The organism is Photorhabdus bodei (genome assembly GCF_003287735.1).
Lineage (GTDB): Bacteria > Pseudomonadota > Gammaproteobacteria > Enterobacterales > Enterobacteriaceae > Photorhabdus > Photorhabdus kayaii.
Genome location: NZ_NSCM01000005.1, coordinates 85,543 through 104,973, shown reverse-complemented (window position 1 = coordinate 104,973; position 19,431 = coordinate 85,543). Strand labels below are relative to the sequence as shown.

Sequence of the window (19,431 nt, the reverse complement as noted above, 5' to 3'; positions counted from 1 at the left end):
ATAAGTATGAATGAAATATACCCTATGGATTTCAAGATGGATCGCGACGGCAAGGGAGCGAATCCCCGGGAGCATAGGTAACTATGTGACCGGGGTGAGTGAGTGCAGCCAACAAAGAGGCAACTTGAAAGATAACGGGTATATAGGCTGGTAAGTGAATTCAGGCTTACCAGCTTTTTTATATTATTAACTTGGATAAACTGCTTAATAAATATTTTGTTGTCTTATGATTTCTTGCCAATATCGGAAAGGATTGATATAACGGCACTGCTATCGGGTTATCCGTTGGGATTCTGATGCGGTAGTAAAAACTATATGGGGATGATAAGAGTGAATAAATCACAACTGATCGACAAAATTGCTGCTGACTCTAATATTTCTAAAGTAGCTGCGGGGCGTGTAGTAGATGCATTCATTTCTTCTGTAACGGGTGCATTGAAGGATGGTGATGATGTTGCTCTGGTGGGGTTCGGTACTTTTGCTGTTCGTGAACGTTCTGCACGTACAGGCCGTAACCCTCAAACAGGAAAAGAGCTCAAAATTGCTGCGGCTAAAGTACCTGCTTTCCGTCCAGGTAAAGGTTTGAAAGAAGCTGTTAATGGGTGACGAACCAAATATTTTTTATCAGTCCGTGTTATATTGGCAAACATAGACTGACGAGATAGGTTTGGTAAGTTAAAATAGAAGCGCATCAATTGATTGGTGCGCTTTTTTTCTCTTAGCGCTTGAATTAGCGTAATATGGTATTTTCAATTTCACCAAAGCGGAGTTTTGCCTCTTTATGATGGACAACCTACGCACGGCGGCAAACAGTCCTGTGCTTAAAATCGTGCTGGCTCTCATTATCCTGTCTTTTGTTTTGACGGGGGTTGGGGGCTACCTGACAAGTGGAGCTGGTAGTTATGCTGCCGAAGTGAATGGTCAGACTATCAGTCGTGTTGAATTGGAGAGGGTGTTTCAGCAAGAGAGAGACACCTTGAAAGATCAATTGGGAGATAAATTCTCTGTGTTGGCAAGTGACGAACAAAGCATGAAGCAGATTCGTAATCAGGCTTTGGAGCGTCTAATTAATAATGTATTAATTGAACAATATTCCCGTGAATTAGGTTTATCTGCCAGTGATGAGCAAGTTAAGGATTTTATCCGAAATACTTCTTACTTTCAGATAAATGGTAAATTTGATAACAACAAATATCTGGAGTTGCTCAACCGTTCCAATATGAGTCCGGATCTTTTTGCTGAACAAACACGTCAGAATTTAGTTAATCAACAATTAATTATGGCTTTTTCTGGTAGTGAAATAGCCTTGCCGAGTGAAGTGAAACTCAATGCTGAATTGTTTTTGCAACAGAGAACCGCCCGTTTGGCTACACTGGAGCTGAAGAAAATTCAGGCGCAGCAGGAAGTAACAGATAAAGATTTGCAAGATTACTATAATCTGAATAAGAGCAGCTTTATTGCTCCTGAGGAAGTGAAAGTCAGCTATATCAAAATGGATGCTGTAGATGAAATGAATAAGGTTTCGGCTACGTCTGCTGACATTGATGCTTACTATGAGCACAACTTAAAACGCTATACACAACCAGAGCAGAAAAAGTACAGTTTAATTCAGCTTGCAACTGAAGCTGAGGCTAAAACAGTAGTTGATGAGTTAAATAAAGGTGCTGATTTTGGTAAATTGGCGGCTGAAAAGTCCACCGATAAATTTTCAGCGAAAAATCACGGTGATATCGGCTGGATGGAAGAAGATGCTCTTCCTGAAGAGTTGAGACAAGCTAATTTAAAAGAGAAAGGCCAAATTTCTTCTTTGGTTAAGGTTCTTAATGGCTTCGCTATTTTCCATTTGGATGAGATTAAACCTCAAATAATTAAACCCTTATCTGAAGTTCGCTCTGAAATTGAAAAAACGGTTAAGCAGGAAAAAGCAGTAGATGCTTTCTATGCTCTGCAACAGAAAGTCAGTGATGCTGCTACCAGCGATAATGAATCTTTAGCTGCTGCTGAGGAAATTTCAGGTATTAAGGTTGTGACGACTAATTGGTTTGATCGTAATCATGTGCCGGCAGAGATTAACTTTAGTTCTGTTATTCATGCCATTTTTGAAGGCAATCTTGTTGATGGGCAGGGGCCAACAGGAACTAACTCTGATGTTATCTCCGTTGAAGGTGATCGTGCATTTGTTCTGCGTGTAGACAATTATAAACCAGAAACAGTACAACCCTTCGAAAAAGTTAAAGAACAGGTTACTGAACTGGTTAAACGTCAGAAAGCTGAAAAACAACTTCAAGTCGAAAGCGATAAGTTACTGGCCGCCTTAAAGGAAGGTAAAGGTGAGCAAGCCTTGAAAAATGCAGGTATTCAGTTTGGTGAATCCCAGGTTATTCAGCGTACATCTCAAGATAATATGTTAGTTAATGCAGTGTTCGCGTTACCACAGCCAAAAGAAGGTCAGGCAGAATATGGTTTGACGAAAAATAGTTTGGATGACGTTGTGCTGATTCAACTGGATAAAGTGACTCCAGGTGTTGTATCGGAGGAACAAATTAAAAGCATGACGGGTGTTTACCAGAGTGAAATGGGTAACGCTATGCTGGAATCTTTGCTGATAAGTCTGCGTGAAAAAGCCAAAATTAAGTTAGGTCATATCGAATAAAAATTTGCGGAGAGTATCGCAAATATCTTTGTAATTATCTTGTCAATAAAGGCCGCTTTCGCGGCCTTTCGCATATCTGATCTTCGTCCATTGTGCTCAAATTTATCTGTGGCAATCTTTTTCTCGCTAATAAAACATGGAGGAATTCATATATGAAAAAATCGGGAATTTTATCTGTTCTGGTTGCTGGCTTGCTTTATGCGTGTGGCGGACAATTTGCGATTGCCGCCGAACAAGTAAAAGACAAAGTAGCTAAAACAGTCAGTACTACCAGCCATTCTTCATCAGAAAAGCAGCTACAGCAGCAGGAAGCTTTGAAAGTAGAGGAAAAAGGAAAGGTGAATATTAATACTGCAAGTGCGGAAGAGTTAGCAAAAGCACTGAATGGTATTGGAGTAAAAAAAGCACAGGGGATTGTTGAATATCGGGAAAAACATGGTGCATTTACTACGGTGGAACAATTACAAGAGGTTCAGGGAATAGGGCCAGTTTTCGTTGAACGAAACAGAAATAAGTTAAGCTACTAGTATATCTCTCCCTCATCCTTATTCATGATTTATTTTGTGAATGAGGATGTTGTGATCAAGGTTGCAAATAAATCACTTTAATTAGTATGAATTTTTTGTTTTGCTATTGTGAAATCAACTTGATCAGACGAGTGACATTAACATTAAGGCAATATTATGAGTTCAGTTATAAAAGTTCATGGTTATCATATAGATTTATTTCAACATGTGAACAATGCTCGCTACTTGGAATTTCTAGAAAGTGCTCGATGGGAGTGGCTGCATAAACACTCTGTAGTGGAATGGATACAGAAAAACAATGTTGGGTTTGCAGTGGTTAATATTAATATTAATTATCGCAGTTCAGCGGTTCTTGGTGATGAATTAGAGGTGGATTGCCGGTTGACGGAGCTGAGAAACAGAAGTGGCGTATTTTCTCAAGAAATTATACGCAAGAGGAATAATCAACTCATTGCAGATGCTAAAACTACGTTTGTCTGGATTGATAGGAAAACACAAAGAGCTTTGTCTATTGAAGGTGAATTACGTGAAATAATGGGAGTTTTGGTGAAAACAGGACAATGAGAGGAAAAAGCTCTCATTGCCATTTGGATTAAACTAAATGTGTTTTTGCTTTCATTTCAGTCATAATTTTCTCAGGCGCATTGAGATATTGTTCTAATCCGTTAGCTCTGAGATGACAAGCTGCACATGTACCACACCCATTACCTTGAATACCGTTGTAGCAAGTCAATGTCTGACTACGAACAAAGTCTAAATGCTGGTAGTAGTCGGACAATGCCCAAGTTTCAGCTTTGTTGAGCCACATCAATGGCGTCTCAAAGCGGATATTACGGGCAATGCCAAGGCTTACTGCTTTATTCAGTGCCTTGACAAATTCATCACGGCAATCAGGGTAGCCGGAAAAATCAGTTTCGCATACGCCGGTAATGACTGCTTCGGCTTCAACTTGGTAAGCATATATAGCAGCCAGCGTCAGGAATAAGATATTACGGCCAGGGACAAATGTACTGGGTATGGCGCTTTTTTCACTTTCATTGTAATCGGGAACAGGAATATTATTACGAGTCAGACTGCTGAGAGCCAATTCGTTAAGTAATGTGACATCCAGTACTTTATGTGCGACAGCACCAAGAGAATGACTGATATTACGTGCAACATCAATTTCGGCACGATGGCGTTGACCATAATCAAAAGTGACACAATGTACTTCATCATATTGATTAATTGCCTGAATCAGGCAGGTAGTGGAATCTTGCCCCCCACTGAATACAACAACAGCTTGTCTCATTGTAACATCCTCATTGGAATAAAATGGTTATGTTACTTATAACTACAGAAATTGGGTAGTTGTTTGAGATAAGGTGAGATATCGCCGATGTTATTTTTTACCCAATCTGGATTGTAATAAGTATCGAGATAACGTTCACCACTGTCGCACAGTAAAGTTACTATTGCACCTTGTTCTCCACGCTCATGCATTTGGTTAGCAAGCAGAAGCGCTCCCCAGACATTAGTCCCCGTAGATGCGCCAACTTTTCTGCCTAGTAATTTTTCCAACCAGTAAATTGTTGCAATGCTGGCGCAATCGGGTATTTGGATCATGTCATCAATGACTGAGGGAATAAAAGAAGGCTCTGCTCTAGGGCGGCCAATACCCTCAATCTTGCTGCTATAATTGCCACGAATATCACAGCAATTTTGACGGTAATAGTCATAAAATATAGAGTTTTCTGGATCGACAACAATTAGTTTAGTGTTATGCCCTTGGTAACGGATATAGCGTCCTAAAGTTGCAGAAGTTCCCCCAGTACCAGCGCTCATAACAATATAATCTGGTTCAGGAAATGGTTCCATTTGCATCTGGCGAAAAATACTTTCAGCAATATTGTTGTTACCTCGCCAGTCTGTTGCTCGTTCGGCGTAGGTAAATTGATCCATATAATGACCATTTAGTTCTTTCGCTAGTCGTTCTGACTCGTCATATATTTGTGCTGAATGGTTAACAAAATGGCATTTACCCCCATAAAATTCAATTTCCTGAATTTTACGTTTCGCAGTGTATGAGGGCATAACAGCAATAAAAGGTAGCCCAAGCAGGCGGGCAAAATAGGCTTCGGATACAGCAGAGCTACCCGATGAGGATTCAATAACCGGGGTACCTTCCTTTATCCAACCATTACTAAGTGCGTAAAGGAATAAAGAACGAGCAAGCCTATGTTTCAGACTGCCGGTTGGATGGGTGCTTTCATCTTTTAGATATAAATGGATACCTGGAAAAACTGGCAAATTAAGGCGGATAAGATGAGTGTCAGAGCTGCGTTGATGGTCTGCTTGAATCTCTCTGATTGCCTTGGTGGTCCAACTGTGTGACATTAATTATTAACTCTATAATTTAAAAATAATTGGCAGCGGGTAGATTAACTTGATACTGGGAGAAATAGATTGTTATTTTTCTTAATATGTGGTTTCTTTATGGAAAATTTTTCTATAAGAGGTAGCTATGTTGGATAAAACAGACCGCAAGTTGCTTAAGTTACTACAGAAAGATTGTAGCCTGTCTCTGAATGTATTGGCGGAAGCTGTTAATCTTACCTCTACTCCTTGTTGGAAACGACTAAAACGACTTGAAGATGAAGGCTATATCGTTGGTAAAGTTGCTTTGCTTGATAGCGAAAAATTAGGATTAGGGCTGACAGTGATTGTTATGATCAGAACTCAGCAGCATAGCAGTGGTTGGTATGAGCAATTTGTTGCATTTATAAAGCAAATGCCAGAAGTCTTGGCTTTTTATCGTATGGCTGGTGAGTGTGATTATCTGATGCATGTTGAAGTTGTAGATATGAAAAGTTATGATCTTTTTTACAAGCGTATGGTGAACGGTATCCCGGGGTTGATTGATGTTACATCCAACTTTGCAATGGAAAAAATCAAGTATACTACGGTATTGCCAATACCAGATTAGTCCACTATTATTCAGAGAATTAATTCAATTATTTTGAGTTTGATTCGATGTTCTTATTATTTATTTAAATTTATATTTAAGTTTATATTTAAATATAAATTTATATTTCGGGATATACACGTGTGATATTATTTTCTCAATTAAGTTGGTACTTTCGTAGTGAATGGCGTCGCTACCTTGGAGCAGTAAGCCTGCTTATTATCATTTCTATTCTGCTACTAGTTCCTCCATATTTGGTGGGCGTCATTGTTGATGGTGTTAGTGCTGGATCTATGTCATCTTACCAATTGATGATATGGATTGGTGTTATGTCGGTCGTAGCGTTGTTTGTCTATATTCTACGATATATATGGCGATTATGGTTGTTTGGGGCGTCATATCAATTAGCGGTTAAATTACGGAATAATTTTTACCGACAATTCAGCTGCCAAAACCCGGAATTTTATCTGCGTCACCGTACGGGCGATTTGATGGCTCGTGCCACCAATGATGTGGAACGGGTGGTGTTTGCCGCGGGAGAAGGCGTGTTAACGTTGGTTGATTCGCTAGTTATGGGCTGCGCTGTGTTGATTGTAATGAGTGTGCAAATTAGTTGGCAGTTAACGTTATTGGCTATGTTACCTATGCCTATTATGGCAATTATTATTAAACGATATGGTGATCAACTACATCATCTTTTTAAATCGGCACAAGGTGCATTTTCTGCTCTGAATAATCAAGCTCAGGAGAGTTTAACTAGTATTCGCATGATCAAGGCATTTGGTCTTGAAGATCTACAAGCAAATCAGTTTGAGCAAGTTGCAGTAGAGGCTAGCCGTAAGAATATGTATGTTGCCAGAGTAGATGCCCGATTTGATCCGACAATTGTTATTGCAATCGGTATATCAGATTTGTTGGCTGTCGGGGGCGGTAGTTGGATGGTGTTGAATGGGGGATTAACACTGGGTGAACTTACTAGCTTCGTAATGTACCTTGGTTTGATGATTTGGCCAATGTTGGCGCTAGCATGGATGTTTAATATTGTTGAACGGGGAGGTGCTGCATATAGCCGTATCCGTAGTTTATTACAAGAACCTCCTGTCATTAAAAATGGTCTCCGCCATTTATCACCTGAGCGCAGTATCCTGAATGTGGATATTAAATCTTTTAATTATCCTCAAAGTAATAAAAGTGTTCTGAATCAAATTAATTTCAGGTTATCTCCTGGGCAGTTACTGGGAATCTGTGGTCTAACAGGTTCAGGTAAGAGTACCCTGCTTGCTCTGATGCAGAGACAGTTTGATGTAACTGTGGGAGAAATTCTTTTCCAGTCGATAAAAATTGCAGATATCCAGTTGGATGAATGGAGGGCTCGTTTTGCTGTTGTCAATCAAACACCTTTTCTGTTTTCAGATACTGTTGCCAGTAATATTGCTTTGGGACATCCGGATGCTACACAGGAGCAAATTGAAGAAGTTACTCGCCTGGCTTGTGTTCATGAAGATATTCTTCGTTTACCAGAAGGGTATCAAACGGAGGTAGGGGAACGTGGTGTGATGCTTTCTGGTGGGCAGAAGCAGCGTATCTCTATTGCGAGAGCATTACTCTTAGATACAGAGATTTTGATTTTGGATGATGCCTTATCTGCGGTTGATGGGCAAACTGAATACAGTATTTTGCAAAACCTAAGACAATGGAGACAACAACGCACTGTTATTATTAGTGCCCATCGTCTATCTGCATTAACTGATGCTGATAATATTCTGGTGATGCAGCAAGGTTCGATTATACAGCAGGGACAACATCAGCAACTGGTGGAGCAACCAGGATGGTATCGTGATATGTATCATTATCAGCAAATTGAAGCAGCACTGGATAGTGAGGATGGAATCGTATGAAGGAGATAGAGATGACTAAGGTTCGTCAATTGTGGCCGTCTCTGAAACGTTTGCTGATTTATGGGAAAGATTATCGTAAGCTGTTGGTGCTGGCGGTACTTATGTTGTGGGTGGCTGCAATTGCGGAGGTAAGTGGTCCAGTTCTAATTTGTTATTTTATCGATAATATGGTTGCAACAGGTAATATGCCCATTGGATTGGTTATTGGCTTGGCTGTATCCTTTATTGCTCTGCAACTTATCACCGCTGTATTACACTATTTCCAGGCTTTATTGTTCAACCAAATATCAGTTGATGTTGTTCGGCGACTTCGTACTGATGCAATGAATGCGGCATTGCGTCAGCCTTTGAGTGCTTTTGATAATCAACCAGTAGGGCAATTAATTTCTCGTGTAACGAATGATACAGAGGTTATTCTAGATCTTTATATCAATGTGATCCCTACGGTATTCCGTGGTATAGCATTGATTAGCGCTATGTTGATTGCCATGTTTGTACTGGAATGGCGTATGGCATTGATTGCAATTCTTATTTTTCCTATCGTATTAATTGTTATGGCGATATATCAGTATCTAAGTACACCAATTATCCGACAGGTACGTAGTTATTTAGCTGACGTTAATGATAATTTTAACGAGATTATCAATGGAATGAGTGTTATCCAACAATTCCGGCAGCAGGCCCGTTTTGGTGAGCGAATGCTGGCAACTAATCTTGCTCATTATCAAGCAAGAATGCAGGTACTACGGTTAGACGGGCTTTTATTACGACCATTACTGAATTTTGTGTCAGCTATGGTACTGTGTGGCCTTATCATGCTATTTGGTTTTAATGGAATCGGCGTAATTAGTGTTGGGGTGTTGTATGCCTTTATCGATTACTTGGCACGGTTGAATGAACCACTCATTGAGTTGACCTCCCAGCAATCTATCTTGCAGCAGGCTGTGGTTGCTGGTGAGAGAATATTTGAATTAATGGATAGTCCTCAACAAGGCTATGGCATGGATAATCAGCCATTGTCCATCGGTCGAATTGATATAGAAAATGTTAGCTTTTCTTATCGGGATGACAAAGTAGTTTTACAAGACATCAATTTACAGGTTCCGGCTCATGGTTTTGTTGCTTTGGTTGGTCATACCGGTAGCGGTAAAAGTACGCTGGCAAATTTGCTGATGGGGTATTATCCGTGGCAGAAAGGGGAAATTTATCTTGATGGCCGGCCTGTATCATCTCTGTCTCATTCGGTATTACGCAATGGTGTGGCAATAGTCCAGCAGGACCCGGTTGCTCTTGTGGGCTCTTTCTTTGACAATATTACGCTTGGTCGGAATATTTCAGAAGAGAAGGTTTGGCAAGTACTGGAAACTGTTCAATTAGCTGGGTTAGTACGTACATTGCCTGATGGACTTCATACTATCTTGGGAGAGCAGGGTAATACGTTGTCAGCCGGTCAAAAACAATTGCTTGCTATGGCGAGAGTGTTAGTGCAAACGCCACAAATTTTGATCCTTGATGAAGCGACTGCAAATATTGATTCTGGTACGGAACAGGCGGTACAACAGGCTTTGAGATTGATTCGTCAACAAACAACATTGATCGTGATTGCTCATCGTTTGTCTACCATTGTGGAGGCTGATACTATTTTGGTGCTGCATCGTGGTGCAGTTGTTGAACAGGGATGCCATCAACAATTATTTGTGAGTCGTGGACGTTACTATCAGATGTATCAGTTGCAACAAGTAGGTGAGACATTAAATGAATGTGGCACAATCGCTGAGAAAGAGGTGCTAATTTAATCAAGCTTGCACTGATTCGGTGCACTCACGGGAGAGTATATTCGCTGCTCTCCTCCCTTCTTAATTCTCCATAATTTTTACTCTCTTTATTATTTGATTTTTATATGTTTTTAATTTCTGGCACGCCCCTTGCTATTTCCTTATTGAAAACATAATAGCCGGATGGAAGGGGGATGTATGAAGCTCATTACGACAATTATAAAACCATTCAAATTGGAGGATATTCGGGAAGTTCTCTCTGGTCTTGGTGTTCAGGGGTTGACCATAACAGAGGTAAAAGGATTTGGGCGTCAGAAAGGACATGCGGAGCTTTATCGTGGAGCGGAATATAGTGTCAATTTTTTACCTAAAATAAAGATAGATATTGCTGTAGCAGATGAATTGGTTGAGGAGGTAATTCATGCTATTCAGCAATCAGCTTTCACTGGAAAAGTTGGCGACGGTAAAATCTTTGTCATCGAATTGCAACAGGCTATTCGTATTAGAACAGGAGAAACTAACGATGCGGCACTGTAACTCACTGATAGAGAAGATAGATATGAAAAGAAAATTCTCTGTGGCTGCCGGTATTGTAGCCAGTTGCTTACCATCATTATCTCAGGCAGCGGAAGGTGTTGTTGATAAAGCTGATAATGCTTTTATGATGATTTGTACAGTCCTTGTTCTGTTTATGACGATTCCAGGAATTGCTCTGTTTTATGGTGGATTGCTACGGAATAAAAATGTTTTATCTTTAATGGCTCAGGTCATGGTGAGCTTCGCTTTAGTATGTGTATTATGGGTGATTTACGGTTACAGCTTGGCTTTTGAGCCAGGGAATGGTTTTTTCGGTGGTGTTAGTCAAGTGATGCTAAAAAATTTGGCATTCACTGACTTAAGTGGCAATTTTTATCAGCTAATTCATGTGGCATTTCAGGGCTCTTTCGCTTGTATCACAGTTGCTTTGATTATTGGTGCGTTAGGGGAGCGTATTCGCTTTCCGGCTTTGTTAGTTTTTAGTGTGCTGTGGTTGACATTTTCTTACCTGCCTATGGCGCATATGGTTTGGGGTGGGGGTGTGCTTTCACAAGATGGAGCATTGGATTTTGCTGGTGGTACGGTTGTTCATATTAATGCTGCTGTAGCTGGATTGGTTGGTGCTTACTTACTGGGAAAACGTACTGGCTTTGGGAAAGAAGCATTTAAACCACATAACTTGCCGATGGTCTTCACTGGTACTGCTGTGCTCTATATTGGTTGGTTTGGTTTTAATGCTGGTTCTGCTAGTGCTGCTAATGAGATAGCTGCTCTGGCATTTTTAAATACCATTGTGGCGACTGCCGCCGCTATCCTGTCATGGGTTTTTGCAGAATGGTTTTTCCGTAATAAACCGTCTCTTTTAGGGGCATGTTCAGGCTGTATTGCTGGGCTGGTTGGTATTACACCTGCGGCGGGAATGGTTGGTGTTGGTGGTGCATTAATCATTGGTCTGATCGCGGGTTTTACCGGACTTTGGGGGGTGGTGGCCTTAAAACGGTGGTTACGTGTTGACGATGTGTGTGATGTATTCGGCATACACGGCGTATGTGGGATCGTAGGTTGTCTCCTAACAGGGGTTTTTACGGCTAAATCTTTGGGAGGGACCGGCTATGCAGAGGGTATAACCATGTTGGAACAAGTTGGTATTCAGGCTTTTAGTATACTGGTTTGTGTGATTTGGTCAGTCGTTGTTGCCTTTATTGCTTTTAAAATAGCAGATCTGTTGGTAGGGCTGAGGGTTACGGTTGAAATTGAAAGGGAAGGGTTGGATATTAATTCTCACGGAGAGAGTGCTTATAATTAAGTTGTAATATAAAAGGGCAGCAATAAGGCCATAAAATGTAATGTTGGTTTCTTAGTTTGCTGCCTTATTCATTTATCTATTGCGTTTCCTAATCAGACCTTCCTGTACAGTGGAAGCAACAAGTATCCCTTCACGATTATAAATCTGTCCCCGAACAAAACCACGGGCACCGGAAGCTGACGGACTATCTACAGCATATAGCAGCCAGTCGTCTAGTCTAAACGGGCGGTGGAACCACATAGAATGGTCAATTGTTGCTATCTGAATATTTTTCTCAAGGAACCCGACACCATGTGGCTGTAATGCTGTTGGCAGAAAGTTAAAATCGGAGGCATAGCCAAGTAGATATTGATGAATAAAAGGATTATCAGGCATATTGCCGTTACTGCGGAACCAAACATAGCGTATAGGCTCTTCTGGTGGACAATTGAATGGACTGTGATATTTTACGGGTCTCATTTCTAACGGGCAGGGAAAAAGAAGAGTATTCTGCATCTTTTGTGGCAGTAGATGCGACATTTTTTTCACGATTTCATCCTGAGGGATAAGTTCTTCTGGATAGGGTACATCCGGCATTATATTTTGGTGTTCAAAACTTTCTTCGTGACTTTGAAATGAGGCAGTCATATAAAAGATAGGCTTACCATTCTGAATTGCACTAACTCGCCGGGCACTAAAACTTCCTCCATCACGCAAAATCTCAACATCATAGACGATAGGTTTGTGACTGTCACCGGGGCGTAAGAAATAGCTATGGAAAGAGTTGCCCATTCGGTCATCGACAACGGTTTGTTTGGCAGCATACAGTGCCTGACCAATCACTTGTCCTCCGAAAACCTGAGGAAAACCGAGATCTTCGCTTTGCCCTCGGTAAATACCTTCCTCAATTTTTTCCAATTTCATCAAATTTATCAGATTCTGTAATGACTTGCTCATAATATGCCTTTGTTTTCTATTAGGTTATCGAGAGTACAAGGGATGATTATTGTCTCATTAATAGATGATTAATAAATAACTAAATTGTAAATGTTTTAAGTCCTAACAGCAGTGCAATAAAGAATGTGAGATTTATTGGCGTCTTATGTTCAAATTTTTAATCTATAATTCAAATGATTTAGATTTAATGATTTGATACTTCAATTTATTTTAATATTTATATATACCCTATGGATTTCAAGATGCATCGCGGCGGCAAGGGAGCGAATCCCCGGGAGCATAGATAACTATGTGACCGGGGTGAGTGAGTGCAGCCAACAAAGAGGTAACTTGAAAGATGACGGGTATAGATTAGTTAATAATGGAGGAATGTGTATGAAATTATGGCAGTTCCCCGCTGGCGTATTACTAGCGGTTGCTTTGGTTGGGTGTAATGCCAAAGGTGCTGAGGTAGTAGATGCTCAGGTGGGAAAGATTGAAAATCCAATGAAACGGTCTTTTGTTGAAGGTAATATTAATATACTACAGCGTATAGCATTGCCAGCAGATGCTGTTCTGACAGTAGCGTTGTCTGATGTATCTTTGGCTGATGCACCTTCAGTTACTCTGTCTCAGAAGGTAGAGCGTTTAGGTGGGAAACAATCACCTTTCCATTTTGTTTTGCCTTATCAGCCAAACAAAATTAAGCCGAATGCACGCATTGTTGTCAGAGCTTCTGTTTCGCTGCATAGCCGCTTGATGTTTGTTACAGATACCGCATATGAAGTGATTAATAATGGGAAGACTAAAGATGTCGAAATTACGTTGAAAGCCGTTAGATAATACATTTCCTTATTGTATTGATTTGCAATGCGCAATAAATCAGCGTTCGGGTCTGCCTGTCTTGCTATTTAAGTAGGTATGAATGATAATGGCACCGCTTTAGAGTTAAAGCAACACGTCACAATGGGGGCTCTGTTGGTTCTCCCGCAACGCTAACTTGTTAACTTGGTCAGGTCCGGAAGGAAGCAGCCATAGCAGGGGATGTGTGTGCCGGGATGCCGCTGGCAGAGCCCTCGCCAATTTCATTGGTAACCTAATAAGCCGATAGCACTTTACCGGCTCGGATCACTTTCTATCTGATAAAGACTATTTTAGCGAACATATTTCCATACTGAAGGTGGAATTCTATCATACAGTTTATTCATGGTCAGCTCAGCCAGGCGGTGATCCGCAGCAGAGTAGAATAGTTCAAGTTCATCTCCTGAAAGTTCATATTTGTTCTTTTCAATCACACGTTCCAGTGTATCAATCGTGGTGCATTTTCTTAAACGCATCAGATAATCAGTTTTAGTCATAATCGCCTTTCTTATTTAACATATATAAAAAATTATTGAGGGAAATATTCAATCAAATTTTGCTCAAGGAGCAATTTAAATCCTGTAACAGGACGCTGGTTAAGCGTTCATTAGTTTTTTTACCATTCCATAAGTTTAGAAACGCTAATCTTAATTTGTTTCCAAACAAAGTATAAGTATATGTATTATCAATACATTTATCAATTCAAGTGAGAAGACTGAAATCATCAGAATATTTTATTTTAAAGTACCAAACGAAAGTTGATATGTATTCAATCTATTTGTTTAGCTTTAAAATCTCCTGAAATGTAGAAGCTATTTCCACAACCAGTCTCATCTCTGTGTACTCTGCACTAGAAGTGCTTCTTGCCTTAGATTTTCACATAAGCATTCTAATTCATCAATATTATGTCATCTTGAGTGAATATTCATCCATGCCATGTTGATCTTGCTGTATATGCCATTACTTAATTTTTCGAGTTAAACACTAAGCATATACACGTATTATAAATTTTTTTCGAGAGATTATTATTATGTATCTATAATCGTTCTTTGGGATTATTTATCTTTTTTACAGATGGCTCTGATTTGCTTCTAGTAAATCAGAATCAGCTCTTAACAAAATTCATACCTTAACTCAATAAACTATAAATAGCGGCTAGTATGTGTGAGTTAATATGTAGGTTTATATAAAACAGTATTTCCCTCAGATACCAGTAACGGCAGATTATAGCCTGATGGCTACAATAATCAATGAATATAACATCATTATTACATAAGTCACTATGTGCTGGTATTGTTTTTTGTCATTTAGTGTAAAAAAAGATAAAGTAATTTTTGTCCGACAACTTTCATATTAATTTTATTAAAGTTACTAATGCTTGGATTTTTAAAGCTATTTTATACTCATAAGTGGTGATTATAATTAAATTTAAACGAAATTACTTAAATATTAAGCGGATAGATTAATGATCAGAATCTTGTCAGATGTAAGCAACGATTATATTTAAGAAGGCCGATTTGACGGCCTTCTGGTTATTGTTGGTAGCATTTAATGAGATTCTGATGCGAGTTCAATCTCCTCCGCTTTCTTACTGAAACGTCGTCTTATAACCACAAAGAATACCGGCACGAAAAAGATGGCTAGCGAGGTTGCTGCAATCATTCCGCCTAATACCCCAGTACCCACTGCGTTTTGAGAGCCGGATCCCGCACCATTACTCAGTACTAGGGGGATAACACCTAACATAAATGCTAGTGATGTCATTAGGATTGGGCGAAGACGCATTCTTACCGCATCTAGCGTAGCTTCTATCAACCCCTTGCCCTCTTTTTCCATCAAGTCCTTGGCGAATTCAACGATGAGTATCGCGTTCTTAGCCGACAAACCGATAGTGGTCAACAAGCCAACTTTAAAGTAAACATCGTTATCTAAACCGCGGAATGTTGTTGCTAACAAGGCTCCAACGATACCTAATGGTACTACTAGCATAACTGAGAATGGAATTGACCAGCTTTCATACAGTGCAGCTAGACAGAGGAATACTACTATCAATGATAACGCATATAGAGCTGGGGCTTGATTACCAGACAGGCGTTCCTGATAGGACATACCTGTCCAGTCGAAACCGATTCCATTTGGTAACTGCGATGCTAATTCTTCCATCAAAGCCATTGCATCACCGGTACTTTTACCAGGGGCTGCTTCACCCAATATTTCCATTGATGGTAAACCGTTATAACGCTCCAGACGTGGTGAACCGTAGGTCCAGGGTTCTTTGGACGTATCTGTAAAGGCAGAGAATGGAACCATTTCACCCTGTTTATTACGGACATACAGCTTGTAAATATCACTTGGTAGCATACGATAAGGAGCTTCCGACTGAACGTAAACTTTTTTGACTCGACCGCGATCGATAAAGTCGTTTACGTAATTACTGCCAAACATCGTGCTGAGTGTAGAGTTGATATCCACGATGGAAACACCGAGAGCTTCAGCTTTTTCCTGATCGATTCTGATCCGATATTGAGGGGTATCTTCCTGACCATTAGGACGAACACCTACTAGCATATCTGGATGCTGTTGTATCATGCCAAGTAATTGGTTACGGGCTTCTGTCAGTTTGTCATGGCCAAGGTTTGCTTTATCAATTAATTCAAAATCAAAGCCAGTTGCTGAACCTAATTCTACAATTGCCGGGATGTTAAACGCAAAAACCATACCTTCTTTGATTTTCTGGAAGTGAGCACTAGCCCTGGCAACAATAGCAGGTACTTTGTTTTCAGCACCTGGACGTTCACCCCAGTCTTTCAGGCTTATAAATCCCAACCCAGTGTTTTGACCTTGCCCACTAAAACCAAAGCCACTGACGGTAAATACAGAAACCACACGATCTTTTTCTTCTGTATTGAAGTAATCGCTTATTTTATCTAGAACTTTTTCTGTTTGTTCCTGTGTCGCCCCCGCAGGTAATTGAACCATTGTCAGCAATACTCCCTGATCTTCTTCGGGAAGAAAAGAGGATGGTAAACGTGTGAACATGATGGCCATACCCGCCACCAGGAATACATAAATTACCAGATAACGGCCTGTATTGCGTAGAATACGACCAATGCTGTCAGTATAGTGGTGGGTACTTTTGTCAAATATGCGGTTGAACCAGCCAAAGACGCCGGTCTGCTTACCGTGGCTACCTTTGGCAATGGGTTTCAACATGGTGGCACATAGAGCTGGTGTCAGGATTAGTGCTACCAGCACAGACAATACCATTGCAGATACGATAGTGATCGAGAATTGACGATAAATTGCACCGGTTGAACCACCGAAGAAGGCCATTGGGATAAATACAGCAGACAGCACCATTGCAATACCAACTAGGGCGCTTTGGATTTGTCCCATTGATTTCTTGGTTGCTTCTTTCGGCGATAGACCTTCTTCCTGCATAACACGTTCAACGTTTTCTACAACAACAATGGCATCATCTACCAATAAGCCAATGGCGAGAACCATAGCAAACATGGTTAATGTATTTATTGAATAGCCAAATGTAGCGAGTATTGCAAATGTTCCTAAGAGTACGACTGGAACCGCAATGGTTGGAATGAGTGTTGCACGGAAATTTTGGAGAAATAGATACATTACCACGAACACCAGCATGATGGCTTCAACCAGTGTTTTTACCACTTCGTTTATAGAGATTTTAACGAATGGTGTGGTGTCATATGGATAGACGATTTTCAGCCCGTGAGGGAAGAAAGGTTCCATATTTTTTAGCGCTTCTTTTACTGCTTTGGATGTATCCAAAGCGTTAGCGCCTGTCGCTAGTTTGACACCGATACCCGCAGCAGGTTTTCCATTATAGCGGGCAATGATGTTGTAGCTTTCTGCACCTAGTTCCACCTTTGCTACATCTTTCAGACGGACCTGAGAACCGTCAGTATTGACACGCAGAAGAATATTGCTGAACTCTTCCGGTGAGGTTAGACGTGTTTGAGCAATGATCGACGCATTCAAGCGTTGACCTGGAACCGGAGGGGTTCCCCCTAATTGACCGGCGGCTATTTGGTTATTTTGTGCTTTGATGGCATTTATTATATCCAGAGTCGTCATTTTGTAGTTAATGAGCTTGTCAGGATTTAACCAGATACGCATAGCATACTGGTTACCAAAAAGCATTGTATCACCCACACCAGTGACACGGCTCAGAGGGTCTTTGACGGTTGCACCAACATAGTCAGAGATATCGTCTTGTGACATAGAGCCATCTTCAGAGATGAATCCGGCAACCATCAAGAAAGAGGCCGTGGACTTATCTACACGTATACCTTGCTGTTGCACTTCTTGTGGTAACAGAGGCATAGCGAGTTGTAGCTTGTTTTGTACTTGTACCTGTGCAATATCGGGATCAGTACCGGCCTCAAAGGTTAGTGTAATATTCATGTTTCCAGCAGAATCACTGTTGGAAGACATATAAACTAGGTTATCGATACCATTCATGTTCTGTTCGATAACCTGTGTCACTGTGTTTTGCACAGTAGTGGCATCTGCGCCGGGATAAGTTGCAGAGATAGAAATCGCCGGTGGTGCAATAGTAGGGTATTGCGCTACGGGTAATTTCATAATTGCCAGCAGGCCAGCCAGCATGGTGATAATCGCGATTACCCATGCAAAGATTGGCCGATCTATAAAAAATTTAGGCATGAATCACTGACTCCTATGACTCCTAAATTAAGACTTTTTCGCAGGTTCAGCTTGGTTCGCAGCAGATTTTGCATTTAAGTCCACTTCTTCTGCTTTAACCGGGATGCCGGGTTTAATTTTTTGCAAACCAGTAACGATGACCCGATCACCTGCTTTTAGACCGGAAGCTACTAGCCATTTATCACCAATAGCTTGGTTGGCAGTGATAATGCGCGGTTCGACTTTTTCGTCTGCACCAACCACCATGACAGTAGCTTCACCACGAGGTGTACGGGTAACTCCTTGCTGAGGAACCAGTATTGAATCCTGGCGAATACCTTCTTCCAGTTTTGCACGAACAAACATACCTGGAAGCAGCTCTTCATTCGGGTTAGGGAATATTGCACGGATAGTGATAGAGCCTGTTGTTTCATCTACAGTAATATCAGAGAATTCCAAGTAACCTGTTTCACTGTAGTTTTTACCATTTTCCATGATCAGGTGAACTTTAGCCTTATTGTCCCCTTTCTGCACAATACCTTTGGCGATTTCATTTTTAAGACGCAGATAATCATCACTTGACTGAGTGACATCCACATAAATCGGATCCAGTTGTTGAACAGTTGTCAGTGCTGTTGGTTGACCAACAGAAACTAGAGCACCTTCAGTTATAGTAGATTTGCCGGAACGACCACTAATCGGTGCTGTAACTTTGGTATATGCCAAATTGATACGGGTGGTCTCTACGGCCGCTTTTGCTGCCTGTACTATAGCATTCGCTTGTGCATAGTCGGCGCTGGCTTTATCAAATTCCTGTTGACTAACATAGTTTGTACCTAACAGTGATTTATATCGGTTCACTGTCAAGCGTTCGATCTCTGCATTAGCCTGAGCTTTTGCCAAATCAGCTTTAGCTTTGTCATAGTCAGCTTGGTAAGTTGCTGGATCTATCTGATATAAAGAAGTGCCTGCTTTTACATCGCTACCTTCTTTATAATTTCGTTTCAGAATTATACCACTTACTTGTGGACGAACTTCTGCAATGCGGAAGGCTGATGTTCGGCCTGGAAGTTCCGTCGTGACCATCAGAGGTTCAGTTTTCAGCGTCACGATACCGACTTCAGGAGCCTGTTGGTTCCCAGCAACTTGCTGAGAGTCTTTGTCGTTACATCCTGAAAGAGCTAAGCTGCCTGAGAGTACCAGTACTGTAGCCAGAGGCAAGACTCCCCTGTTTATTCGCATAAGTAAACCTCAATATTTTTAGATGTTGACCCTTCAATCCGTAAAACCATTACTCCATTAACAACAGCATGCTATAATACAAACATACGTGAATGT

General features: G+C 40.8%; 17 protein-coding genes and 1 other RNA gene. 12 read left to right on the top strand and 6 right to left on the bottom strand.

From position 1 onward, the window contains the following. Positions 1 to 10 precede the first annotated feature (10 nt). From CKY02_RS24365 to CKY02_RS05855, 5 genes are all read left to right on the top strand, one after another. Positions 11 to 154: a hypothetical protein gene (locus CKY02_RS24365; protein ID WP_162119806.1), complete on the top strand. Its 144-nt coding sequence runs from the start codon at positions 11 to 13 to the stop codon at positions 152 to 154. 176 nt (positions 155 to 330) lie between these two features. Beyond that, positions 331 to 606, top strand: coding sequence for a nucleoid-associated protein HU-beta (gene hupB, locus CKY02_RS05870; protein WP_112894569.1), 276 nt, complete (start codon positions 331 to 333; stop codon positions 604 to 606). Between the two features lie 175 nt (positions 607 to 781). Next, a complete protein-coding gene (gene ppiD / locus CKY02_RS05865; RefSeq protein ID WP_112894568.1) occupies positions 782 to 2,653 on the top strand; it encodes a peptidylprolyl isomerase in 1,872 nt (623 codons plus the stop codon). A gap of 152 nt (positions 2,654 to 2,805) precedes the next feature. Then, positions 2,806 to 3,180 (top strand): ComEA family DNA-binding protein, encoded by a 375-nt coding sequence (locus CKY02_RS05860; RefSeq protein WP_112877935.1) that lies wholly within the window; start codon positions 2,806 to 2,808, stop codon positions 3,178 to 3,180. A 156-nt stretch (positions 3,181 to 3,336) separates the two neighbouring features. After that, the gene (locus tag CKY02_RS05855; protein ID WP_112894567.1) at positions 3,337 to 3,744 is read left to right on the top strand and encodes an acyl-CoA thioesterase; all 408 of its coding nucleotides are present in this window, start codon (positions 3,337 to 3,339) and stop codon (positions 3,742 to 3,744) included. Between the two features lie 28 nt (positions 3,745 to 3,772). Here the strand turns inward: CKY02_RS05855 and queC are convergent, their stop codons facing one another. Continuing rightward, complete coding sequence (gene queC, locus CKY02_RS05850) at positions 3,773 to 4,471, bottom strand: 7-cyano-7-deazaguanine synthase QueC (RefSeq protein WP_112894566.1); 699 nt, start codon at positions 4,469 to 4,471, stop codon at positions 3,773 to 3,775. Between the two features lie 32 nt (positions 4,472 to 4,503). Then, a complete protein-coding gene (locus CKY02_RS05845; RefSeq protein ID WP_112877938.1) occupies positions 4,504 to 5,556 on the bottom strand; it encodes a PLP-dependent cysteine synthase family protein in 1,053 nt (350 codons plus the stop codon). Between the two features lie 127 nt (positions 5,557 to 5,683). On the opposite strand from CKY02_RS05845, the gene CKY02_RS05840 reads away from it, so the two are divergent. The 5 genes from CKY02_RS05840 to amtB all read left to right on the top strand — a co-directional run bounded on the left by CKY02_RS05840 (position 5,684) and on the right by amtB (position 11,640). After that, entirely contained in the window at positions 5,684 to 6,145 is a 462-nt protein-coding gene (locus tag CKY02_RS05840) for an Lrp/AsnC family transcriptional regulator (RefSeq protein ID WP_112894565.1), read from the top strand. Between the two features lie 122 nt (positions 6,146 to 6,267). Continuing rightward, positions 6,268 to 8,022: a SmdA family multidrug ABC transporter permease/ATP-binding protein gene (locus tag CKY02_RS05835; RefSeq protein ID WP_112894564.1), complete on the top strand. Its 1,755-nt coding sequence runs from the start codon at positions 6,268 to 6,270 to the stop codon at positions 8,020 to 8,022. Positions 8,023 to 8,033: 11 nt separating this feature from the next. Beyond that, positions 8,034 to 9,818 carry a SmdB family multidrug efflux ABC transporter permease/ATP-binding protein gene (locus CKY02_RS05830; protein ID WP_112894563.1) on the top strand — a complete coding sequence of 595 codons (1,785 nt, stop codon included), beginning with the start codon at positions 8,034 to 8,036 and terminating at the stop codon, positions 9,816 to 9,818. A gap of 177 nt (positions 9,819 to 9,995) precedes the next feature. Beyond that, positions 9,996 to 10,334, top strand: a complete 339-nt coding sequence (glnK, locus tag CKY02_RS05825) for a P-II family nitrogen regulator (RefSeq protein ID WP_049582557.1) — start codon at positions 9,996 to 9,998, stop codon at positions 10,332 to 10,334. Positions 10,335 to 10,356: 22 nt separating this feature from the next. Next, a complete protein-coding gene (amtB, locus tag CKY02_RS05820; protein WP_112894635.1) occupies positions 10,357 to 11,640 on the top strand; it encodes an ammonium transporter AmtB in 1,284 nt (427 codons plus the stop codon). Positions 11,641 to 11,712: 72 nt separating this feature from the next. On the opposite strand, the gene tesB is transcribed toward amtB, so the two are convergent. After that, a complete protein-coding gene (tesB, locus tag CKY02_RS05815) occupies positions 11,713 to 12,576 on the bottom strand; it encodes an acyl-CoA thioesterase II (protein WP_011147994.1) in 864 nt (287 codons plus the stop codon). Positions 12,577 to 12,768: 192 nt separating this feature from the next. Between tesB and CKY02_RS05810 the strand changes: the two genes are divergently transcribed. Together CKY02_RS05810 and ffs are read left to right on the top strand one after the other, a co-directional pair. Next, on the top strand, positions 12,769 to 13,398 hold the full coding sequence (locus CKY02_RS05810; RefSeq protein WP_238399016.1) for a YbaY family lipoprotein: 630 nt from the start codon (positions 12,769 to 12,771) through the stop codon (positions 13,396 to 13,398). A gap of 133 nt (positions 13,399 to 13,531) precedes the next feature. Beyond that, an RNA gene (gene ffs, locus CKY02_RS05805) (signal recognition particle sRNA small type) lies at positions 13,532 to 13,628 on the top strand. 81 nt (positions 13,629 to 13,709) lie between these two features. On the opposite strand, the gene CKY02_RS05800 is transcribed toward ffs, so the two are convergent. The 3 genes from CKY02_RS05800 to CKY02_RS05785 all read right to left on the bottom strand — a co-directional run bounded on the left by CKY02_RS05800 (position 13,710) and on the right by CKY02_RS05785 (position 19,335). Continuing rightward, positions 13,710 to 13,913 (bottom strand): HHA domain-containing protein, encoded by a 204-nt coding sequence (locus CKY02_RS05800; protein ID WP_011147992.1) that lies wholly within the window; start codon positions 13,911 to 13,913, stop codon positions 13,710 to 13,712. A 1,051-nt stretch (positions 13,914 to 14,964) separates the two neighbouring features. Then, on the bottom strand, positions 14,965 to 18,114 hold the full coding sequence (locus CKY02_RS05790; RefSeq protein WP_112894562.1) for an efflux RND transporter permease subunit: 3,150 nt from the start codon (positions 18,112 to 18,114) through the stop codon (positions 14,965 to 14,967). Between the two features lie 27 nt (positions 18,115 to 18,141). After that, a complete protein-coding gene (locus CKY02_RS05785) occupies positions 18,142 to 19,335 on the bottom strand; it encodes an efflux RND transporter periplasmic adaptor subunit (protein WP_112877945.1) in 1,194 nt (397 codons plus the stop codon). Positions 19,336 to 19,431: the final 96 nt, after the last annotated feature.

Excerpts from the sequence above, each read along its gene's own strand:
- CKY02_RS05860 (WP_112877935.1), top strand. The coding sequence starts at position 2,806 with ATGAAAAAATCGGGAATTTTATCTGTTCTGGTTGCTGGCTTGCTTTAT.
- glnK (WP_049582557.1), top strand. The coding sequence starts at position 9,996 with ATGAAGCTCATTACGACAATTATAAAACCATTCAAATTGGAGGATATT.
- CKY02_RS05785 (WP_112877945.1), bottom strand. The coding sequence starts at position 19,335 with ATGCGAATAAACAGGGGAGTCTTGCCTCTGGCTACAGTACTGGTACTC.
- ppiD (WP_112894568.1), top strand. The coding sequence starts at position 782 with ATGATGGACAACCTACGCACGGCGGCAAACAGTCCTGTGCTTAAAATC.
- CKY02_RS05790 (WP_112894562.1), bottom strand. The coding sequence starts at position 18,114 with ATGCCTAAATTTTTTATAGATCGGCCAATCTTTGCATGGGTAATCGCG.
- CKY02_RS05830 (WP_112894563.1), top strand. The coding sequence starts at position 8,034 with ATGACTAAGGTTCGTCAATTGTGGCCGTCTCTGAAACGTTTGCTGATT.
- CKY02_RS05855 (WP_112894567.1), top strand. The coding sequence starts at position 3,337 with ATGAGTTCAGTTATAAAAGTTCATGGTTATCATATAGATTTATTTCAA.
- CKY02_RS05840 (WP_112894565.1), top strand. The coding sequence starts at position 5,684 with ATGTTGGATAAAACAGACCGCAAGTTGCTTAAGTTACTACAGAAAGAT.
- CKY02_RS05845 (WP_112877938.1), bottom strand. The coding sequence starts at position 5,556 with ATGTCACACAGTTGGACCACCAAGGCAATCAGAGAGATTCAAGCAGAC.
- CKY02_RS05800 (WP_011147992.1), bottom strand. The coding sequence starts at position 13,913 with ATGACTAAAACTGATTATCTGATGCGTTTAAGAAAATGCACCACGATT.
- queC (WP_112894566.1), bottom strand. The coding sequence starts at position 4,471 with ATGAGACAAGCTGTTGTTGTATTCAGTGGGGGGCAAGATTCCACTACC.
- amtB (WP_112894635.1), top strand. The coding sequence starts at position 10,357 with ATGAAAAGAAAATTCTCTGTGGCTGCCGGTATTGTAGCCAGTTGCTTA.
- tesB (WP_011147994.1), bottom strand. The coding sequence starts at position 12,576 with ATGAGCAAGTCATTACAGAATCTGATAAATTTGATGAAATTGGAAAAA.
- CKY02_RS24365 (WP_162119806.1), top strand. The coding sequence starts at position 11 with ATGAAATATACCCTATGGATTTCAAGATGGATCGCGACGGCAAGGGAG.